Origin of the sequence: Variovorax sp. CCNWLW225, from assembly GCF_037204045.1 — a bacterium.
Taxonomy (GTDB): Bacteria; Pseudomonadota; Gammaproteobacteria; order Burkholderiales; family Burkholderiaceae_C; genus Variovorax.
Genome location: NZ_JBBCBV010000004.1, coordinates 1 through 19,363 on the forward strand (window position 1 = coordinate 1; position 19,363 = coordinate 19,363).

The 19,363-nt window shown below is 69.6% G+C and carries 11 protein-coding genes; 4 read left to right on the forward strand and 7 right to left on the reverse strand.

The window, feature by feature from the left end; translation table 11 throughout:
• Window positions 1–238: 238 nt before the first annotated feature.
• The 6 genes from tagF to phnD all read right to left on the reverse strand — a co-directional run bounded on the left by tagF (window position 239) and on the right by phnD (window position 9,373).
• Window positions 239–871 carry a type VI secretion system-associated protein TagF gene (gene tagF, locus V9L20_RS09685; protein ID WP_337296427.1) on the reverse strand — a complete coding sequence of 211 codons (633 nt, stop codon included), beginning with the start codon at window positions 869–871 and terminating at the stop codon, window positions 239–241.
• On the reverse strand, window positions 868–4,467 hold the full coding sequence (gene tssM / locus V9L20_RS09690; protein WP_337296428.1) for a type VI secretion system membrane subunit TssM: 3,600 nt from the start codon (window positions 4,465–4,467) through the stop codon (window positions 868–870). Before tssM ends, tagF begins: the two co-directional genes overlap by 4 nt.
• On the reverse strand, window positions 4,464–5,795 hold the full coding sequence (locus V9L20_RS09695; RefSeq protein WP_337296429.1) for a DotU family type VI secretion system protein: 1,332 nt from the start codon (window positions 5,793–5,795) through the stop codon (window positions 4,464–4,466). The genes tssM and V9L20_RS09695 overlap by 4 nt, the downstream gene beginning before the upstream one ends.
• A 32-nt stretch (window positions 5,796–5,827) precedes the next feature.
• Entirely contained in the window at window positions 5,828–7,159 is a 1,332-nt protein-coding gene (tssK, locus tag V9L20_RS09700) for a type VI secretion system baseplate subunit TssK (protein WP_337296430.1), read from the reverse strand.
• Between the two features lie 143 nt (window positions 7,160–7,302).
• Window positions 7,303–8,319: a phosphate/phosphite/phosphonate ABC transporter substrate-binding protein gene (locus V9L20_RS09705; protein WP_443098561.1), complete on the reverse strand. Its 1,017-nt coding sequence runs from the start codon at window positions 8,317–8,319 to the stop codon at window positions 7,303–7,305.
• Between the two features lie 46 nt (window positions 8,320–8,365).
• Window positions 8,366–9,373, reverse strand: a complete 1,008-nt coding sequence (gene phnD / locus V9L20_RS09710; RefSeq protein WP_258503774.1) for a phosphate/phosphite/phosphonate ABC transporter substrate-binding protein — start codon at window positions 9,371–9,373, stop codon at window positions 8,366–8,368.
• 257 nt (window positions 9,374–9,630) lie between these two features.
• Here phnD and V9L20_RS09715 point away from each other — a divergent pair, with 257 nt between their 5' ends.
• The 4 genes from V9L20_RS09715 to V9L20_RS09730 all read left to right on the forward strand — a co-directional run bounded on the left by V9L20_RS09715 (window position 9,631) and on the right by V9L20_RS09730 (window position 15,571).
• Window positions 9,631–11,520: an ATP-binding response regulator gene (locus V9L20_RS09715; RefSeq protein ID WP_258503772.1), complete on the forward strand. Its 1,890-nt coding sequence runs from the start codon at window positions 9,631–9,633 to the stop codon at window positions 11,518–11,520.
• A 169-nt stretch (window positions 11,521–11,689) separates the two neighbouring features.
• Window positions 11,690–12,733 (forward strand): ABC transporter substrate-binding protein, encoded by a 1,044-nt coding sequence (locus tag V9L20_RS09720; RefSeq protein WP_337296431.1) that lies wholly within the window; start codon window positions 11,690–11,692, stop codon window positions 12,731–12,733.
• Window positions 12,730–14,730 (forward strand): ATP-binding response regulator, encoded by a 2,001-nt coding sequence (locus V9L20_RS09725; protein WP_337296432.1) that lies wholly within the window; start codon window positions 12,730–12,732, stop codon window positions 14,728–14,730. Before V9L20_RS09720 ends, V9L20_RS09725 begins: the two co-directional genes overlap by 4 nt.
• Window positions 14,731–14,782: 52 nt before the next feature.
• The gene (locus tag V9L20_RS09730; RefSeq protein WP_337296433.1) at window positions 14,783–15,571 is read left to right on the forward strand and encodes a hypothetical protein; all 789 of its coding nucleotides are present in this window, start codon (window positions 14,783–14,785) and stop codon (window positions 15,569–15,571) included.
• Here the strand turns inward: V9L20_RS09730 and V9L20_RS09735 are convergent.
• Complete coding sequence (locus V9L20_RS09735; RefSeq protein WP_337296434.1) at window positions 15,568–19,362, reverse strand: beta strand repeat-containing protein; 3,795 nt, start codon at window positions 19,360–19,362, stop codon at window positions 15,568–15,570. The genes V9L20_RS09730 and V9L20_RS09735 overlap by 4 nt on opposite strands.
• Between the last annotated feature and the right edge of the window lies 1 nt (window position 19,363).

Below are 19,363 nucleotides of genomic sequence, written 5' to 3' on the forward strand. Positions count from 1 at the left end.
CTTCTGTATGCGCCGAGGAGCGCAGATGGAGGCGGGATCAGGGCCGCAGCTGTTTGAGCGAAGCGAGTTCTGCGGACCCCCGCCGGAGTCGAGCACCGCAGGTTTCCCCGCAGCGCAGCGCAGGGGACGCAGACAGTAGGGGTCGCCTTTCTTTGCTTACGTTCTTTGGCGAAGCAAAGAAAGTGAGTCGCCCGCCGGGGCGAGACCCGGCCTCGGACAACAAAACGAAGCAAGGAGTTCATTCCCCCTCCCCCACAAACAAAGCCTCGAACTCCCCATCCAAAGGCAAGCCAGCAACCATCACCCCGGCGTCAGCGGAAGCAGCAGGATCGTCCAGCCACAAGGACCTCCCCGCCCCAGGCAAAGCCAGCGACTCCACCGCCCCCTCCCTCACCTCCCCACCTTCAGCAACAAACAACCGCTCAAGCAAAGCATCGAACCCCAGCGCGTCCATATCCCCCTCAAGCCCCTCCAGCGCCGCCTGCGTCCCCCGCTCCCACCACAGCAGCACACCCCGCAGCGCATCCCCCTGCAGCGCATCGCCAACAGAAGCATCGATCTCGACCGCCAGCGTGATCGGAAAGTACCGCCCCACCCCATCGACCGAAGGCATCATCACGCCGATCCAGGCGCCCTCGCCCGCCACGCCCGGCCCCAGCGCAAAACACCACACGGGCGCCTGCAGGTAATGCGCCATCCAGTCCGTATGCCGGTCCTTCAACCGCGCCAGCCCTCGCTGCAGCCAGTGGTCCCATTCAGAGCGAAACGACTCGGGCAGTCGCCGGTGCGCAAAGTCCCCCATGCCCGGCAACTTGCCGAACCATCCGGGCAATGCAGCCGAAGCAGAAGGAAAGGCAACAGCGTCGCTCACAACCCCTCCGGACAAGAAAACTCACGCAGTTCCTTCAAGCGGATCGGGTGCTGCACGCTGTTCGTCGTTACCTCGAAGCGCGTCTTGCGCGGGCCGACCTGGAAGGTGATGAAGAACTTCTCGGGCGCATCGCCGGCTTCGAGCTGGCCGTCGTCGAGCGCGCGGAACAGCGCCCACGGCCCATCGACCGCGGAGCCTGAACTGCCGGTGGTCGAAGGCGGGCTCACCTGAATGCGCACCTGGTTGCTGCCCTTGGGGCCCGGCCATTGCACGGCCATGGGCACCACGGGGCCGTGCGCGTATTTCACGAGCTGGCCGTCCACGTCGAGAATGAATTGCGTGATGCCCGCGTCCATCTCCACCGGCTTGAAGTCCAGCCGCATCGAAGGGCCGCGGCCGCCGCCGCGGAAGAAGATGTCCTTGATGCGTGCGGCGCGCTCGAACTGCGCCAGCGCCTGCGTGGTGACAGCGCCGCGCTCGGCCACCGGCTTGTAGCGCCACGGCTTGGTGCTGGTGTCGACCAAGGCGGCCAGCCGCTTCTGGAAGAAGTCGTCCATCAGGCCGCCGGCACCGAACATCTGGCCGAAGTCTTCGGGCAGCACGTCGCGCTTGCTGCTGCCCACGAAGGGGTAGCGGCCCGCAATGGCGCGGTTGCAGAACTCGGTCACGGGGCGCAGGTCCTGGCTCAGGTTGCCGCGCTCGGCCACCTGCGCCTGCGCGGCGCCCGACTGGCTCAGGTTCTCGACCATGGTGCGCACCGGCTCGGGCAGGCGCCCGGCGTCCGACTTGAGCTTGCCGGCCACGTCGCCGGGCGGCGGCGAGGTGCGGCCTTTCACGGCCGTGTCGACGGCGTTGAGGTACACGTACACCTCGTTGAAGAGCTTGAGCGCCTCGTCGATGGGTGCGGGCTGGTTGGGCGCAACGGGCGTGACAAGCCGGCGCAGCGGCTCGAAGCGGTCGTCCACAATGCTTTCGATGCGCTTGCCGCTGGCCACCGGCTTGTTCGGGTCGCCGCCGAAGAGGTCTTCGAGGCCCTTGCGCGTGTTGGCAACCGTGGCGGTTGCCTTGCTCACCACGTCCTTGGGCTGGTCGGCGGGAATGAGCGTGGTTTCCTTCACCACCGCGCGCAAGAAGTTGGCAAGCGGCGAACCTACGCCCGAAAGAATGCGCGCGGCCTCGATGTTCTTCTCGAGCCCGGTGGCGCGAATCAGCCGCACGTCGGCCAGGAGCGTCTCCCACACCTTGACGTATTCCGCCAAGTACAGCCGGCGCACGCGGTCGGTCAGCGCGCCGAGCGCGGCCACGTCTCGCATGCGGTCGGTGGCGCTGCGGTCTTGCCCCAGCACCCACGGGTCTTCCTGCGCGAGCAAGCCGGTGAGCACCGTCACCTCGTTCTGGAAGCGCTTGTGATAGCCGTCGTAGGTGAACATGCCCGGCACGCCTTCGGTCAGCGGCTTGCCGCTGATGCGCTCGAACACCAGCGGCGCCGAGGGGCCGGCGGCGGTGGCGATGCTGAAGCCCGGAATGTCCTTGGTGGCGCGCTGGCGCTTGAGGCGGCTGAACACGCGCTGCTCCAGCGGGTAGCTCGCAAGCACCGCGCGCACGCTGCGCACCAGGTTCTCGTCCATCTTGAGCGGCGAGCGCGGCGGGCCCTGGGCAATGAGCACGTCGAGCTGGTCTTCGAGCGCCTGGCGCTGGTCTTCGGGAATGCCGCGGTCCAGGCTGCGCGCCCAGTCGAGCGTGATCCACGCCTTGAGCGCCTCGGCATCGAAATGCTCGGGCTGGTAGAGCATGAGGTAGCTCTTGAGCGCCTCGTACGTGTACTCCAGGTTGTCCTTCTGCGCGGTGCGCAGCTGGTCCTCGATGCGCTTGGCGATCTGCGGCAGGAAGGCATCGTTGAGCGCGCGCTGGTGCGTGAGCATGGCGGCCGCATCGAGCTTGTCGCCCTGGTAGAGGCCCAGCGTCATCGACAGCGGCTCGTCGCCCTGGCGGTTATCGGGCGTCTTCCAGATGTCGCGCAGGCCCTGCAGCACGGGCGCTACCTCGACCAGGTTCTGCACCCGCGAAGGCAGCGCCGCAAGGGTCTGGCGCGCGGGCTCGACACGCGCCTCGACCGACTTCAGGTAGTTGACGTTCTGCAGCGTGCTGTAGCCCCAGCTAGCCAGCAGCGCGAGCGTCACCAGCGTCATGGCCGCAACGCCGGCCATGCGCAGCGTGTGGCGCCGGCGTTCCAGCTTCACGTTGGCGCCGGCCAGGCGCTGCTCCGGAAACACCACTTCGCGCAGCAGCGCGGTGAGAAAGTAGCTGCGGCCGCTCGACTTCTGCGGCGCGAGCATGGCGCGCTCCAGGCCGAAGCTGCGGGCAAGGCTGCCCATCACGCGGTCGATTGGGCTGCCCTCTTGCGTGCCGCTGGTGAAATAGACGCCGCGCACCCACGGCGGCTGCGCAAAGCGCGAGCCGGTGAACACCTGGTCGAGCAAGTCGGAAAGCATCGAGCCGATGGAGCCGAACTGCGCCGGAAAGCCGAAGATCGCCGCGCGCCGCGTGCCATCGGTCTCGCGCTGCATGCGCGCAATGAGCCCATCGTTCACGCGGTTGTGCAGCAGCGCGAACTCGCGGTTGAAGGCGGTGGAAAGGCCCTTCTCGTCGGCTTGCACATTCTCGTCGGCCGGCAGCGTAAAGCCGAACACCTGCGCGCGCTGCTCCTTGCCAAGGTCGTCGAAGTAGTCGGTAAAGCCGTAGAGCAAGTCGCTCTTGGTGACGAGCACGTACACCGGCAGCCGCGTGGTGAGCTTCGCATCCAGCTCGAGCAGCCGCGCGCGAATGGAAGCGGCCAGCTGCGTGCGCTGCTCGGGGCCCTGGCTCAGCAGGTCGGCCACGCTCACCGTGAGGAACACGCCGTTGAGCGGCCGGCGCGGGCGCGCCTTCTTGAGCAGGCCCAAAAAGCCTTCCCATGCGCTCTTGTCTTCCGACTGGTGGCTGTCTTGCGTGGTGTAGCGGCCGGCGGTGTCGATGAGCACGGCTTCGTCGGTGAACCACCAGTCGCAGTTGCGCGTGCCGCCCACGCCGCGGATGGCGCCGGGGCCGAACTTCTCGGCCAGCGGGAACGAAAGGCCGGAGTTGACCAGCGCCGTGGTCTTGCCCGCGCCGGGCGCGCCGATGAACACGTACCACGGCAGGTCGTACAGATAGCTGCCGCCGGAGATGGAGAGCCAATCTCGCCAGCCGGGCTTCTTGCCGGCCGCATGCAGGCGCATCTGCTTGAGCGTGGCCACGGCTTCGCTGAAGCGCGTATCGAGGATCTTCTGTTCGCCGTTGACCGGCGCGTCCGTCTTCGCGGACGGCGCCTTCATGAGGCCGTCGGTCAGGTGTTGGCTCGCACGGCGCGCGCGCCAGCGGCGGTAGAGTGCGCGCAGCACCACGATGAGCACGATGGCGCCGATCAGCAGTGCACGGACGAGTTCGCTTTCGAGCGGCGCCAGCGCGCCGATCTTCACCATGGGGCCGATCCACCAGATCAGCAGCGCGACGATGACCAGCGCCAGTAGGGTCAGCAGCAGCGGGCTGAACAGGAAGCCGAAGATTTTCTTGATCATTTCGTCACTCCCGCCGAAGCCACCCGGTCGGGCTCGGACAACAGCACGATGTCGACACGCCGGTTGCGCGCGCGGTTGGCGGGCGTGTCGTTGGCGGCCACGGGCTCGGCGTCGGCCTTGCCGTCGGAGCGCATGCGCGCCGGCTCCACCAGCGTGGTGAGCGCGCCCTTCACCGCATCGGCGCGCGCGGCCGACAGGTGCCAGTTGGACGGATAGCGCAGCGAGCGGATCGGCTGGTTGTCGGAGTGGCCGGTAATCAGCACCTCGCCCTTCACCTCGGCCAGTGCCTGGCCGATGCGGCGCAGCACCGGCAGCGATGCGGCCATGGGCTCGGCGCTGCCGGAGCCGAAGAAGGAGTCGCCGCGCAGGCGCACCACGCTGCGGTCGGCCTCGTCGGTCACTGTCACCAGTCCTTGCTTGATCTCGGGCTCCAGAAAGCGCGCAAGCCGCGGCGACTTGGCCGGCACGGCGGGCGGCGCAATCTGTATGTTGGGCACGCGCAGGCCCGACACGGCGGCATAGGTGGTGTCGGAGCGGTAGTTGAGCGTGAGCCGCAGGCCGAACCAGGCCAGCGCGAGCAGCAGCGCAAAGCCCGCCGCAAACACCCACAGCGGCAGCGATTCACGCAGCCGCACCGTGCCTGCGCCCTGCCCGCGCCAATGCGGAGAAAGCTCGGCCTCGAGCGGCGGGCGGTCCTTGGCGATGAGATCGGCCAGCCGCTGCCGCACCGAATCGAGTTGCGCGCGGCCGTTGTCGACCACGCGGTAACGGCCTTCGAAGCCCAGCGCGAGCACGCTGTAGATCAGCTCCAGCAGCTGGCGGTGCGTGGGCACGTCCTGCGCGAGCTTGGCGAGCAGCTGGAACACTTTTTCGCCGCCCCAGGTCTCGTTATGGAACTGCACCAGCAGGCTCTGCTTGTTCCAGCCCGCCTGCACGCCCCAGGGGGTGTTGGCCACGGCTTCGTCGAGCGCCGTGCACAGCACATAACGCGCGGCCAGAACCGATTCGTTGCTCACACCGGCGCGGCGTGCGGCGGCGTCGAACTGGTTCACCGCGTCCGCGGTGGAGGCTCGCAGGGCCGGCACGTTGGGCGGCTGCACCAGGTTGCGCAGCTTGCCGATCAGCACCAGCAGCTTGCCCGCCGCGGAGACCAGCGGGTTGAGCAGCCCGATCTCGCCTACATCCGCGGCGGGTGTCGGATCGGCACCGCCGAAGAACGGCGCGGGCGCAGCCGCGGGTGGCGGCGGCGTGCCGGCCGGCGTGCGCGGCTTGGGCTTGATGACCGTGCGCTCCGACTCGAAAGCGGCGAAGGGGTCTGGTGTGGTCATGATGGTGTTCCGTTTCCGTCAGCCCGATGCGGCTAGGAACGAATGGCCCAGAAGGCGAGGTCGAGGCCGGGAAAGTCGCCCGCGATGTGCATCGCGATGCCGCCCGATTGCTCCAGCTGGCGCCACAGGTCGCTGTTGCGCGTTTCGAGCTCGAAGTAATTGGCGCCGGTATGAAAGGGAATCTGGCGCGGCGCGACCGGCATGGGCGTGAGCGTGACGCCCGGCAGCGCCAGGTTGACCAGGTCGCGGATGCGCTCGACCGGGCCGATCTTGACCTGCGTGGGAAAGCGCGCGCGCAGCGCCTCGCTCGGCATGTTGGCATTCACCGCGAGCACGAAGGTCGCCTTGCGCTGCAGCTCCACATCGGTGACCACCGCCACGCGCACGCCGTGCTTGCGGTCGTGCAGCTCGATGCGGATGGCCGACTGCTCCAGCACCATCGAGAGGCTGCGCCGCAGGTCGTCCATTACCGGTCGGAAGCTCAGCGCCAGGTCGTCGTGGATATAGGGCCCGAAGCGTGTGACGCGACGCGAATCGCGAAAACTCGCCAGGTCGCCGGCCAGCCCGAGCGCATGCTCGAAGAAATGCTGCGGGTGCAGCATGGCGCTCTTGGCCAGATGCGCGAAGACGGCTTCGTTGCGATTGACTGTCTGCAGCAGCATGAAATCGGCAATCTCGGCCACCCCGCCCGTGCCGCCCTGCGTCATGCGGCCGGCCAGCGCCTCGCCGCGTTGGCGCAAAAGACCCAGCAATTCGTCGAGCCACGAGCGGATCACCGCATGGCCCGCCACGTCGAGCAGCGGCGGCAGCATGGCGCGGTCGAGCTGCACCTGGTTGTCGACGCGGCGCTCGACCACGCGGGCCACGCCCAGCGTGGTCCATGCATCGGTCGCCTCGCTGGCGCGCATCAGGCGTGTATGAAGCTGGCCTAGTTGCAGCATGGCGGTGCGCTCGCCGGCGGTGTTGGAGTCGGGCACTTCAGACTCGAGCACGCGGTGGCGCACCAGCTCTTCGTATTCTTCAGCGTCGGCCTCGCGGGCACCGGCACGGCGCACGGGCAGCGCCAGCATCACGGCCTCGTCGCGCATGGTTGGCGGAATGTCGATGGGCTCGGGCAGTGGATCGACCGCCGGCATGTCGAACACCGTGCCGTCGCCGAAGATGCCCACCGCGCGCACCAGTGCGAGCTTGCCCAGTGTGAGCGCGGCCTGGTCGATCTCGATCTCCGCGAAACCCCAGGCATAGGGCGTGGTCGAACGCAAAAGCACATGCCGCGCATGGTCGCCATGACGCTCGCTCTGCTGCAGGTGCTGGGGCTGCAGCAGCATCCCCTCGCTCCAGACCACTTTTGTTCGCCAACTCATCCGCACTCCGTCAAAGGCAAGGGCTGCCCGAAAGAAGCACGGAGTTTCCGGCGCGCAAGGCCGGCGGCAAATCCGCCTAACGGCCTAGGCGGAGGGATTTGGAGCTACGGCGAAGGGACTAGGCGGGCGCCAGCACGCCTCGTTCAACGTGCGGCCGCAGACGCCGCACGCAACGTCTCGACCTGTTCCTTGTACGCCTGCTCGATGCGCCGCAGCCTTTGCTCGCGCGCCGCATCGTTCACCCATGCAGCCGCCATCGCGTTCTGCTTGCCCAACTGGTATTCAAGCGCCGCCTCGGGCAGCAGTGCGCTGTCGTCAGCCGGGGCATAGCCGTAGGCAGCGCGCAGCGTCTTGAGCACCTCGCGCTCGGCATCGGCGCGCGGGCCCTTGCCTTGGCCGTAGCCGATCAGGAAAGCCTGCAGCTTGGCCTGGAACGCGGGTGGGTAGTCGCGCCGCACCACCATCTGCGCGCCGGGCGGCGGGTCGGACTCCCACACCACATGCAGCCGCGCGGCCTCGACGGGAAACTGCTCCCTGAAGCGCTCGAAGTCGGTGGTGTTGTTGGTGGCCACGTCGGCATCGCCGTTGGCCACTGCGAGCGCGGTGGCTTGGTGGTTGCCGACGAACTCGCCGCGGAACTGGGTTTCCATCTGGATGTTGCGCGGCAGGAAAAGCTGGCTCTGCGGTATGAGGAAGCCGGTCACCGAGCGGCTGTCGCCGCGCGCGAGCCGCCAGCGTTCGGGTTCGGTGAGCACCGCTTCCAGCGTGTTGGGCACGCCGGTCTTTCGCGTGAGCAGCACCGCGCGGTGGGTGGGCATGCCGGGCCGGCGGGCGATTTGCGCCACCACCTTCATGCGCCGCTGCATCACGGCTTCGAGCGCGATCTTGGCCGAAAGAAACGCCATGTCGACTTCATCGCGCTTGATGGCGCGGTCGAGCTCTTCGTACGACGCCACGGAGTAAGCAGTCACCGGCACGCCGATGGCCTGGCTCATGTCGGCCAGCAGCGGCATCCACAACGCACGCGACTCGACCGCGCCCCCCAGCGGCAGCACGCCAAAGCGCACGGGCTTGGTGGGAGCGGCCGCTTTTTCGGTGGCACCGGCGCCGCCCGGCGCCAGCAAGAGCGCGGCAACAACCAGCATGAGCGGCATTGCCATGGCGGCAAGCCACCCGACAGCGCGAGGCAGCGCGCGAACACGCATGTCAGGGCGACAGGTCCCGAAGGACGGTGACCTGCTCCGCATAGCCGCTTTCGATGCGCTTCAGCCGCGCCTGCCGCGCCTCGTCGTTGACCCATTGCGCGGTCATGGCGTTCTGCCTGGCCAGCTGATAGGCGAGCTTGGCGGCCGGCTGCAGCGAGCTGTTGTCCGCCGCCACGAAGCCGGCCAGGTCGTGCAGCGACTTGAGCACGGCCCGCTCCGCATCGCCCTTGGGCCCCTTGGCGCGGCCGTAGCCGACCAGGAAGGCCTGCACGCTGCTGCGCAGCTCCGGCGGGTATTCACGCCGCACAACGATCTGCGCATGCGGAATGAGCTCCGATTCCCACAGCACCTGCAGCCGCTGCGCCTCGGCCGGAAAGCGCTGCTTGAAGCGTTCGAAATCGGCCGTGTTGTTGGTGGCCACATCGGCTTCGTTGTTGGCCACGGCCAGAGCGGTCGCCTGGTGGGTGCCGACGATCTCGCTCAGGAAACGGGTTTCCATCGCGATGTGGTTGGGCAAGAAGAACTGCAGCTGCGGCACGATGAAGCCGGAGACCGACTGCCGCTCGCCGCGCGCAAGGCGCCAGCGCTCCGGCTCGCCGAGCAGGCTCTTCTTCGTGTTGAACGGCGGCGTCTTGCGGGTGAGCAGCAGGGCGCGGTAACCCGCCAGGCCATCGTGCCGCACCACCTGCGCCACCACTTTCATGCGGCGCTGCGTCACGGCGTCGAGCGCCATCTTTCCGGACAGGAACGCCATGTCGACCTCGTCGCGGCGGATGGCCTGCTCCAGCGCTTCATACGAATTGACCGAGAGCACGCTCACCGGCCGGGAGATGGCCCGGCTCAGTTCGGCCAGCAGGGGGTCCCAGTCGCTGCGCGATTCGAAAGCACCGCCGAGCGGCAGGATGCCGAAGCGCACCGGTGCATCGGGCTGCAGCGCGGGCTGCGAGGCGGCCACCAAGGGCAGGCCGGCGAGCAGCGCCAAGGCAAGTGCGCCGCGGCGCACCGCCACGGCGGCAGCACGCCTGAACCGCGGGCTGCGGTGCGGGGCACGAAAGGCGTCAATGGCGCCGGAAGCCTTCCGGACGCAGCTGGGGGAGGCCTGCATTTTTGGGCACGGAACATGAGCCGCTGCGGGTCAGCGGGTCTAACATGGACAAACGCGGACACGATTAGATATCAAATACAAGTCGTTTTTGTGATGTTTTTCCCATCTTTCGCACCGTAACCAGCGCCCGTAAGCTCGATCTTCATGCGCCCAATGCCCCCATGAACTGGAACTTCCGCGTCGTCCGGGGGCTTGCGCGCCTCACCTTCGCCCAGCAGCTGATCCTGCTGGCGCTGGTGCCGGCAACCGCCGCCACGCTGGCGGCCATTGCCGTTCTGACGCGCCAGCACCTGGACAACCTCACCGAGCTGATGCGCGCCAATGCGCAAACGGTGGCGCTGCAGGTTGCCACCGCGGCGCAAGCTCCGCTGGTGCGCATGGACCGCCGCATTCTCCAGCGCACGGCCCAGTCGGGCACCTACCAGCCGCACGTGCAGCAGGTGCAGATCTGGTCGGACGACGGCGAGATCGTCGCCAACTCCGAAACCGTCGACCGCGCCCGGGGCGAGGGCCTGCAGGTGGTGGTGCCGATCGTGAGCGAGGACGGCAAGCACAGCGGCAAGGTCATGGTCGAGATGAGCCTGGACGCCGTGCAGGACGCGCGGCGCTCGGTGTGGCTCAACGTGGTGCTGGTGCTCGCAACCAGCCTGGTGGGCGTGGGGCTGGCGGGCTGGTGGGCCGCGCGGCGCATCAGCGAGCCGATCCGCGCGCTGGGCAAGGCGGTCGACCGCCTGGGCGCCGGCGAGGCCGCGAGCGTGACCATCGAAGGCACCTCCGAAGTGCGGCACCTGCAGCACGGCTTCAACCAGGCGGCGCGCGCACTGGCCGAAAGCCACCGCTTGCTGCAAAGCCGCATCAGCGAGGCCACGGCCGAACTCGCGCGCAAGAACCAGCAGCTCGAAGTCGCGAGCCAGGCCAAGACGCGCCTGCTGGCCGCCGCCAGCCACGACCTGCGCCAGCCGCTGCACGCGCTCACGCTGTTCTCCGACGGCCTGGCCAACGGCGAGACCGACCCCGTGCGCCTGCAGCGCATCGGCCACATTCGCGAGTGCGTCGATTCGCTCGACCGGCTGTTCTCGGAGCTGCTCAATCTCTCGCAGCTCGATGCCGGCGTGCTGCAGCCGCAGTGGGCTGACTTTCCGCTCGACCAGCTGTTCGATGAAATCAGCCGCAACTTCCGTCCCGTGGCCGAGCAGCAGGGCCTCCGGCTGGTGGCGCGCAAGACCGACCTCTGGGTGCGCTGCGACTACGTGATGCTCTCGCGCATTCTCAACAACCTGGTGTCGAACTCGCTGCGCCACACCATCGAAGGCGGCGTGCTGATCGGCGCCCGGCGGCGCGGCAAGGGCGTTCGCATCGACGTGGTCGACACCGGCGTGGGCATTGCCGTGCAGCACCAGGCGCGCGTGTTCGAGGAGTTCTACCAGGTCGAGGCCACCGGCCGCCAGGCGCCGCGCGGCCAGCGCGGCATGGGCCTGGGGCTTGCCACGGTGCAGCGCCTGACGGAGCTGCTCAACACCCGCGTCGAGCTGACTTCGCGGCCGAACAAGGGCACCTGTGTGCGGGTGCTGGTGCGATCGGCGCCGGCCGCATTGCCCGCGCTGGACGTGGCGCCGGCTCCCAGCGCCGTCGAGGAGGAACCCAGCTTCGAACAGTTGCGCATCCTGGTGATCGACGACGAGCGCACCATTCTCGAAGGCCTGTCGGTGGTGCTCACCAACTGGGGCGCCGAGGTGCAGGCGGCGCAGACCCGCGCCGAAGCACTCGCGCTGGCCGACGCGTGGGAGCGGCCGCCGGACGTGGTGGTGAGCGATCTGCTCCTGCAGGGCGGCGACAACGGGCTGGACGTGATCGCGGCGCTCGAACGCCATCCGCGCGGCATCGGGCCCGGCACGGCACGCCTGCTGGTCACGGGAGAAACCAAGCCCGACCGCCTGCGCGAAGTGGCCAGCGCCGGCATCGCGGTGCTCTACAAGCCGGTTTCTCCACGGGTGCTGCGCCAGGCCATCCAGGCCCAGCGCGCGGCGGCGCTGCTCAACGCCGAAGCCTAGGGTCCCGCAGGCCCTAGTCCATCGGACATAGGCCAAGCAGCCGCCGCGCTGTGCACTTCATCACGCCTGCAAGCGCTGGCGGGTGCCGACATAAGCCCTCCGCCTTATCGCGCCAAGCAGGGGGCTTCCTTACATTGGGTACTGCTCTGTCTTGCTGCGGAAGCAGTCCATGTTTGTTGTCGTGAACCCTTTCATCTTGCTCTTCCGGAAACGGCTGCGCTGCGGCGCTCGCGCCGCGCTGGCCTGCGGCATGGTGCAGCTGGCCGCCGCCGCATCGGCCACCGGTCTCACGGTGCTGATGGGCGACGACCTCGCGGCGCACTCGGAGTTCGTGCAGCATCTTCGCGCGGGCCAGGAGCCCGGCGGCCGCTTCGACCTGGTGCGGCTTCCGCAGGGCGGCGCGGACACCTCGCAAGCCCTGGAAGCAGCCGCCGCCGAGCCTGACCGGGCCGCCAATGCCGGCGTGCGAACGCGCGGGCTCCGCACGGCGCCGGCGGACGCCGGCATGACCCTGGCGGTCGGCGTGCCGGCCGCGCGCGCGGCGCTCGAGCAGCCCGGCCAGCAGCCGCTGGTGCTCGCGATGCTGAGCCGGCTCGACTACGAGACCCTGCGCGCCAGCAGCCCGGCCTTGCGCCGCGGCGACAGGCGCGTGGGCGTGCTGCTGCGCGACCCCGCCATGGGCGACCAGCTTGCGCTGGTGGGTGCGGTGCTGCCGAACAAGTACCGCATCGGCGTGGTCGCCACGCCTGAATCGGAACCGCTGGTGCGTGAGCTGCAGCGCGCGGCGCAGGGCGCGAACCCGCCGTGGGACGTGCAGGTGGAATACGCGCCCGACGCCAAGTCGCTGGCCGCGGCGCTGCATTCGGTGGTGCCCCGCAGCGACGCGCTGATGGTGCTGCCCGACCTGATCGGCGACAGCCAGGCCGCCACGCTCTCGGTGTTGCGCGCGGGCGCCGGAGCGGGCTTGCCGGTGTTCGGCGCCAGTGAAGGGCTGGTGCGTTCCGGCGGGCTTGCGGCGGCGGTCTCCACGCCGGCGCAGCTCGCGCGGCAGGCGCGGCTGCTCGGCCAGAAGCTGGCAAGTGCCGGCGCCGGCCCGCTGGTGGAATCGGCCACGCCCGCCACCGTGCGCGTCAACGTGACCGTGGCGCGCGGACTCGGACTGCGCTTGCCGGAGGAGCGGGAACTGACCGAGCGGCTCACCGTCACGCGATGAGCGACAAGGGGACGACGCCCGAAGGCTCGCACGCCGATTCGCCGGCGCAGCCGCAGCCCCTGTCCACGCCCACGCTGGTGGTGCGGGGCAACCTGCAGCGCGACCTGTTCCGCCTTGGCGTGGTGCCGTGCGCCGCGGTGGCGCTGGCGCTCACCGGCTGGTTCACGCACAACCGCCTGCAAACGCTCGAAGCGGCTTTCGATGCCGAAGGCCAGGCCGTGGCGCGCCAGGTGGCCGCCATGTCGGACCTGAGCCTCTATGCCGGCGACCTGCCCGCGCTGCAGAACGTGGCCAACGCGGCGCTGCGCGGCGGACAGGTCATGCGAGTCGAGATCAGCAACAGCGCGGGCGTGTTCGTCACCGCCGGCCCCAAGGCATCGGCGCTTGCGCAGCTGCGCATGTTCACCTCGCCCGTCACGCTGCGCGAGGCTTCGCGCGCCAGTGCCTTCGCGCCCGCGGGCTCCACCGCGGCGGGCGAAACGCCTATCGGCCTGGTGCAGACCTTCAGGGACACCACGGCCTACGCGCGCGAGCGCAGCCGCTCGCTCATGGCGGGCATCGGCATTGCGATGGTGGCGCTGCTCGCGGCATGGGCCTCGGTGCGCCACATGGCGCGCACGGTGGCTCGGCCGCTGCGGCGCGTGTCGCGCACGGTGGCGGCATTGGAGGCCGGGCACTTCGAAGCGCGCTGCGACGTGGTCGAAGGCGAGCCGCGGAGTGTTTCCGCGGCATCGTCCGGCAAGGGCCACACGCACGAGCTGGCCGTGCTCGCGCACGACATCGATCGCCTGGCCGAGCGGCTGCAGCGCAACCGACAGGTCAGCGAGGAGCGCGTGCGCGAAGCCACGGCGGTGGCGCTGCAGCGCATGGCCGAAGCCGAGCAGGCGGCGCTGTCGCGCGCACGGTTCCTGGCCGCGGCCAGCCACGACCTGCGGCAGCCGCTGCATGCCATGGGGCTTTTCATCGATGGCCTGCTGCCAAGCGCCACCGAGGCGCAGCGCCCGGCCGTGCTGCGCCTGCAGGAGAGCACCGAGTTCATGGGCGTGCTGCTCGACGACCTGCTCGAAATCTCGCGGCTCGACGCCCAGGTGCTGACGCCGGCGATCACCAAGGTGCCCCTGGCCGCGCTGTTCGACCAGCTCGATGCGCAGCACGCCCCCACCGCGGCCGAGACCCGCGTGCGCCTGCGCTGGAGCGACCGCGGGCTTGCGGTGCGCAGCGATGCGGCGCTGCTGCAGCGCATCGTGGGCAACCTGGTGGCCAACGCGCTGCGCCATGCGCCCGCCGGCGGCACGGTGCTGGTGGCCGCGCGGCGCAGCCGGGCCGACAGCGACAACGTGCGCATCGAAGTGCGCGACAACGGCGTGGGCATTGCGCCCATTCACCAGGGCCGGATCTTCGAAGAGTTCTACCAGGTGGCCAATACCGAGCGCGACCGGCGTCGCGGCTTCGGGCTGGGCCTTGCCATCTGCGCGCGCATCGCCGCGCTGCTCGGCACCCGCATCACGGTGCGCTCGGCGCTGCAGGCGGGCAGCACCTTTGCGCTCACCCTGCCCGCCGCCCAGGCGGCTGAAGCCACCGCGCCGGCAGCCGCGCCGCGCGCACTCACACCGCTCGCCGGCCTGCACTGCATGGTGGTCGACGACGACCCCGTGATCCTCGACGGCAGCCGCGCGCTGCTGGAGCAATGGGGGTGCGAGGTCGAATGCATCGCCACCGGCGCCGAGGCCATTGCGCGGCTGGGCACCGGTGACCAGCGCTTCGACGCGGTGCTGTGCGACTTGCAACTGGCCGGCGCCGACGACGGCATGGACGTGATCACCGCCGCCAAGCGCCTGCAGCCCGACGCGCTCGCCGTGCTCGTGTCCGGCGCCACCGGGCCCGAAGTGCTGCAGCGTCTGCGCCATGGCGGAGTGATGCTGCTCACCAAGCCGGTCGCGCCCGCCAAACTGCGCGCGCTGCTTTCCACGCGGCGGCATGCCGCCTCGCCGGCCTGAGCGCCGCCACACACGCTACCGACCTCGACGCCTGCCGACAGGAGCCCTTCCGATGCTCGACATTGCCGCACTGAAAGACATCCGACCCTTCATCGCGACGCCGAGCTACGGCGGCGCGCTGGCCTCGATCTACGTGCGCAGCCTGCTGGGCCTGGTGAATCTCGCGTGGAGCCACGGCTTTTCGATGCAGACGCGCTTTCTCGATGGCGACAGCCTGATTCCGCGCGCACGCAACCGGCTGGTGGCCGAGTTCATGGCCGACACGCGCTGGACGCATCTGTTCTGGATCGACGCGGACATCGGCTTTGAGCCTTCCGCGGCGCTGCGGCTGCTGCTGGCCGGCCGCGACGTGGTGGCCGGCGTCTATCCGCTCAAGGAGGACGGCTGGCCCGGCGACGGCCTGCGCGAAGCGTTGCCCGCGGGCAGCACGCGCGCCGACTTCGAGGCGCGGCACGCACGCTTTCCGGCCAACACATGGACCGGCGAGGGCAAGGTCGATGCCGATGGCTTCATCGAGGTGCTCGACGCGCCCACGGGTTTCATGCTGATCGCCCGTTCGGTGTTCGAGCGCCTGGCCGAGGGGCGGCCCGACCTGCGCTACACGCCCGAGCCGTCGCGCGACACTGCCGCGCAGGCGTGGCCGCACTACCGCTTCTTCGACGTACTGGCCGAGCCGGACAACGGCCGCTACCTGAGCGAGGACTACGCGTTCTGCCGGCGCTGGCAGGCGCTGGGCGGCAAGGTCCACATCGACGCGCAGTCCGACCTGGCGCACCAGGGCCTGCGCACGTATACGGGCCGCTTCGGGGCCGCGGCCCAGCCCACGAACGGCAAGCCCTAGAAGTCGGCGCAGCCGTTGCGCTTCTCGGTGTCGACGCAGCTCGTGAGATTGGGCCGCGAGCGCACGCGCGACCATTCGCGCGCCAGCACGTCGTTGCCCTGCGAGGCGCGGTCGCCTTCGAGCGGGCCGGTCGCAAAGCAGATCGGCGGCGGGCCGATGTTGCGGTCGTACAGCCAGGTGGTCGGCAGGTCGCGGACCACATCGGGCTTCGGAATCTGCGGAAAGCCACCGACCGTGAGCGTTCCGGGCACCACGTTGACCAGATAGCCCTCGGCCGAGGTGAAGCTGCCGTTGATCGCATAGGCGCCGGGCGGGCTCGACTGGTTGGCGGCGGTGCCCACCGCACCGCTGAAGCCGGCGCCGGTGTCGCCGAGGATCAGGCCCGTGATGCTCCAGGTGAAGAGCGGATTGTTCAGGCCGGCCGGCCGGAACGCATTGCCGATCACGACCGTCGCGGTCGGCCGCTGCGCATAGATGAAGTGGTTATCGCCCGGCGACACGCTCACGCCGCACAGGCCCAGGTAGGCGCAGTTGTAGAGGTTGGGCAGCAGGCCCGAGCCGGCAACGCCGCCGCGCGTTTCGCCGATCCAGGTGTCGGCCCACACGCGCCAGGGCGCGCCGCCCAGGCTGGCACCGCCCACGTTCTGGAAGCGCGCCGCGGCCACCAGGTCGGCGCCCGACGTGCTGGTCACCGCCGTGCCGAGCTGCAGGTCGCCGCTCAGCGTGCGCACGAACACCGTGTCCGCGGCCATGGAGCCGGCCGACACCACCTGCGGCGCATTGCCGGCCGCGTCGTAGCCGACGACCGAGACGGGCCCGATGCGCAGTTCATCCACGTCCTGGTAGCGGAACGCGCCGGCGGCGCCGCCGCCCATCGTGTTCGCGCTCAAGTTGTTGGCCGCCTGGTCGAGCAGCACGCTGCCCCCGTTGGAACGGGCCAAGAGCGTGCCCGCCGTGATCGGTGCGGCTGCGGTCTGAGTGATGTTGCCTGCCGACACCAGGCCGACGCGCGGCGCCGTGATGGGCGCCTGCAGCGAGATGTTGCCGCCGCCTTCGTTCTGCAGCGTGAGGCCCGAGGCCAGCGCGAGCGGCCCCACCACGTTGATGTCGGCCGCATGCGCATTGCTGCCGGCCACGATCGCGTTGCCGGCCGAGATGCGGGAGAACTCGGCCGCCGACACCGCGAAGCCTGTGCTGGCCGTGCCGCCGAGCGTGATCGGCGTTGCGACCTGGTCGAAGGCCGTGCCGTCCGCCGCCACGCCGCCGGGGCGAAGGTTGACGACGTTGCCCGCGCTCACGGTGCCATCGATCACCAGCGCGTCCGTGCTGCCGTCGTTGCTGGCGCGCAGCACGACGTTGCCGCCGGCCGACGACACGGAAACGCCCGCAAGCACCGGAGGGAACACGCCCGGCACGGGTGCTGGCGGCCCGATCCGCACGCCGGCGCCGTCGCCCTCGGCCTGGCCGGTGATCTCGATGCTGCCGCTGCCGGTGGTGGCAATCTGCGTGCCGGTGCGCAGCAGCACGCCGTCGCCCCCCGTGCCCGGATCCGTGTCGGCCTGGCGCAGGCCGCGCACTGCGATGTTCCCGCTGACCGAGCGAAGCGCCGAATCGTTGATCACCACCCCATGGCCCGGAATCTCGCTGCTGTTGCCAGTGAAGTTGCCGACGCCGCGCACAGTGATGTTGCCGCTGGTGGTCGAGATGTCCGTGCGCCGGTTCGGCAGGCCGGTGCCCGTGAAGCGCGAGTTGAGCCGCACGCCACTGGTTTCGGCGCCGATGCCCGTGATGTCGACGTTGCCGGTCGACGTGGCGATCTGCACGCCGCTGATGTAGACCGCCGCGTCCGTGAAGCCGCCGCCCGAGGGCCCGCTGGTGTTGCCGTTGATCGTTACCGAGCCGCCCGCGCCGGCATCGGTGCGGCCGACGCGCGTGTCGATGACGTTGCCGTTCAGGCTCACGCTCGGCCCCGACCCCGAGGCCGACCAGGCGCCGTTCATCACCACATTGCCGCCGTTGGTGTAGATGTCGCCGCTGTAGCTCACCTGCCCCCCGCCGGTCGCGGCACCGCCGCCGTTGACGTCGGTGTTGAACACCACGTTGAGCGGCCCGCCGGCGCCCGAGGACTCGATCACCACGTTGTTGTCGCCGCGCACGCTGCGGTGGGCGTCGAGCTGGAAGGTCAACGGCCCGTTGGCCGTGCTGTAGTTGATGCGAACGCCGTTGAACATGCGGATGTCGCCATCGGTCGGCGACCCCGCGCCGGGATCGCCGGTGGTGATGCGCACGCTGGTGCCGCCGTTGAGGGCGGCGTTGATGTCGCCGTCCTGGATGGTGCTGGCCGCGAGCGGCTCGAAGGGATTGGTCGGCAGCGTGCCGGCCGCTGCGCCGGGAACGATGTCGACATTGAACGGGTCGATGATCCACGTGCCCGCGGTACCCGCGGGCGCAGAGGCGTCCACGCGCAGTCCGTTGATGCTGAAGCCGCCGCCCTGTCCGTCGTCGGGCGCGGCAAAACCGCCGGAAGTTTCGATGAAGCCGCCGTTGCCGCCGCCCGAGCCGCCGCGCGCCGAGATGCTGCCGTGGGCGCGCAGGGTGCGTTCGGCCAGCAGGCGAACATCGCCGCCGTTGCCCGATGCGGCGGCGTTCGCGCGCAGGATCGAGCCGGCGCCGATCGCGATGGCGCCGGTGTTGCCGAGTTCGGCCGCCGCGTTCGCATAAAGGCGGATGCGCCCGCCGCCGGCGCTGCCGCTCGCGTCGATGACGCCCCGGTCGTCGGACCCAGGCGGCGGCGGTGGCGGAACGGACGAAAGCGGGGGTACGAAGGGCTCCAGCCCGATCACGCGGCCACTGATGTCGATCGTGCCGCCCGTGAGGCCGGCACCGTCGCCGACCGCCGAGACCAGTCCGCCGGTCATGCGCACGCCCTCGGGCGAAAGACCGCTATCGAGAATGATCTCGCCGTTGCGGGACGCCATTGAATCGGCGCGCAGCACGCCGCGTGAATTGACCACGCCGTTCGAGACCTCGAAACCGGTCGTCGCGATCAGCGCCACGCGTCCGCCGTTGGCCTGCATGGTGCCGCTGTTCGCGACGCCGCTGTAGAGCCCGGGCGTCACGCGCAACGTGGTCAGGCCGTCGCCCGCGAAGTCGATCGTGACGGTTTCACCCGAAGCCATGGCGGCCGTGCCGCCGTTCGCAACGATGGTGCCGCGGTTGGCCACCAGCGAGCCGATCAATGCGGCGGTGCCGCCGTTGCCGACCGTAATGCTGCCGTCGTTCTCCACCGATTCGAAGGCGCCGCTGGGCCGTGCGAACTCGAGCCGGTTCGCACCGCCCATGAATGCCTCGTCGCTCGTGGACATGTTCAGCGTCGAAGCGACCAGCCCGCCGACGCTGACCGACGAGCCCTTGGAGAACGTCACGCCGGCCGGATTGATCAGGTAGACATGGCCGTTTGCATTCATCTTGCCCGCGATGACCGAGGCCGGAGCACCGCCCACGAGGCGGTTCAGCAGCACGCTGCTCGTGCTCGGCTGCGCGACATTGAGCGTTGCGTCCGCTCCGATGGAGAAGGTGTTCCACTGCGCAATCGCCCGCGCCGTGGTCTGCGTGATGTTCATCGTCGCGGCGTTCGGCGTTGCGACGGACACGCCTCCGGCAATGGGCGAGAACCCGGTGGGCAGGGTCTGGGCCAGCGCGGGCGCCAGGCCCAGGCACACCAGTGCGAGCGCGACGGGGCGCAGTTGCGGGCGCGGCTGGAATCGTGGGGAACGGTTGTGCATTGCCATG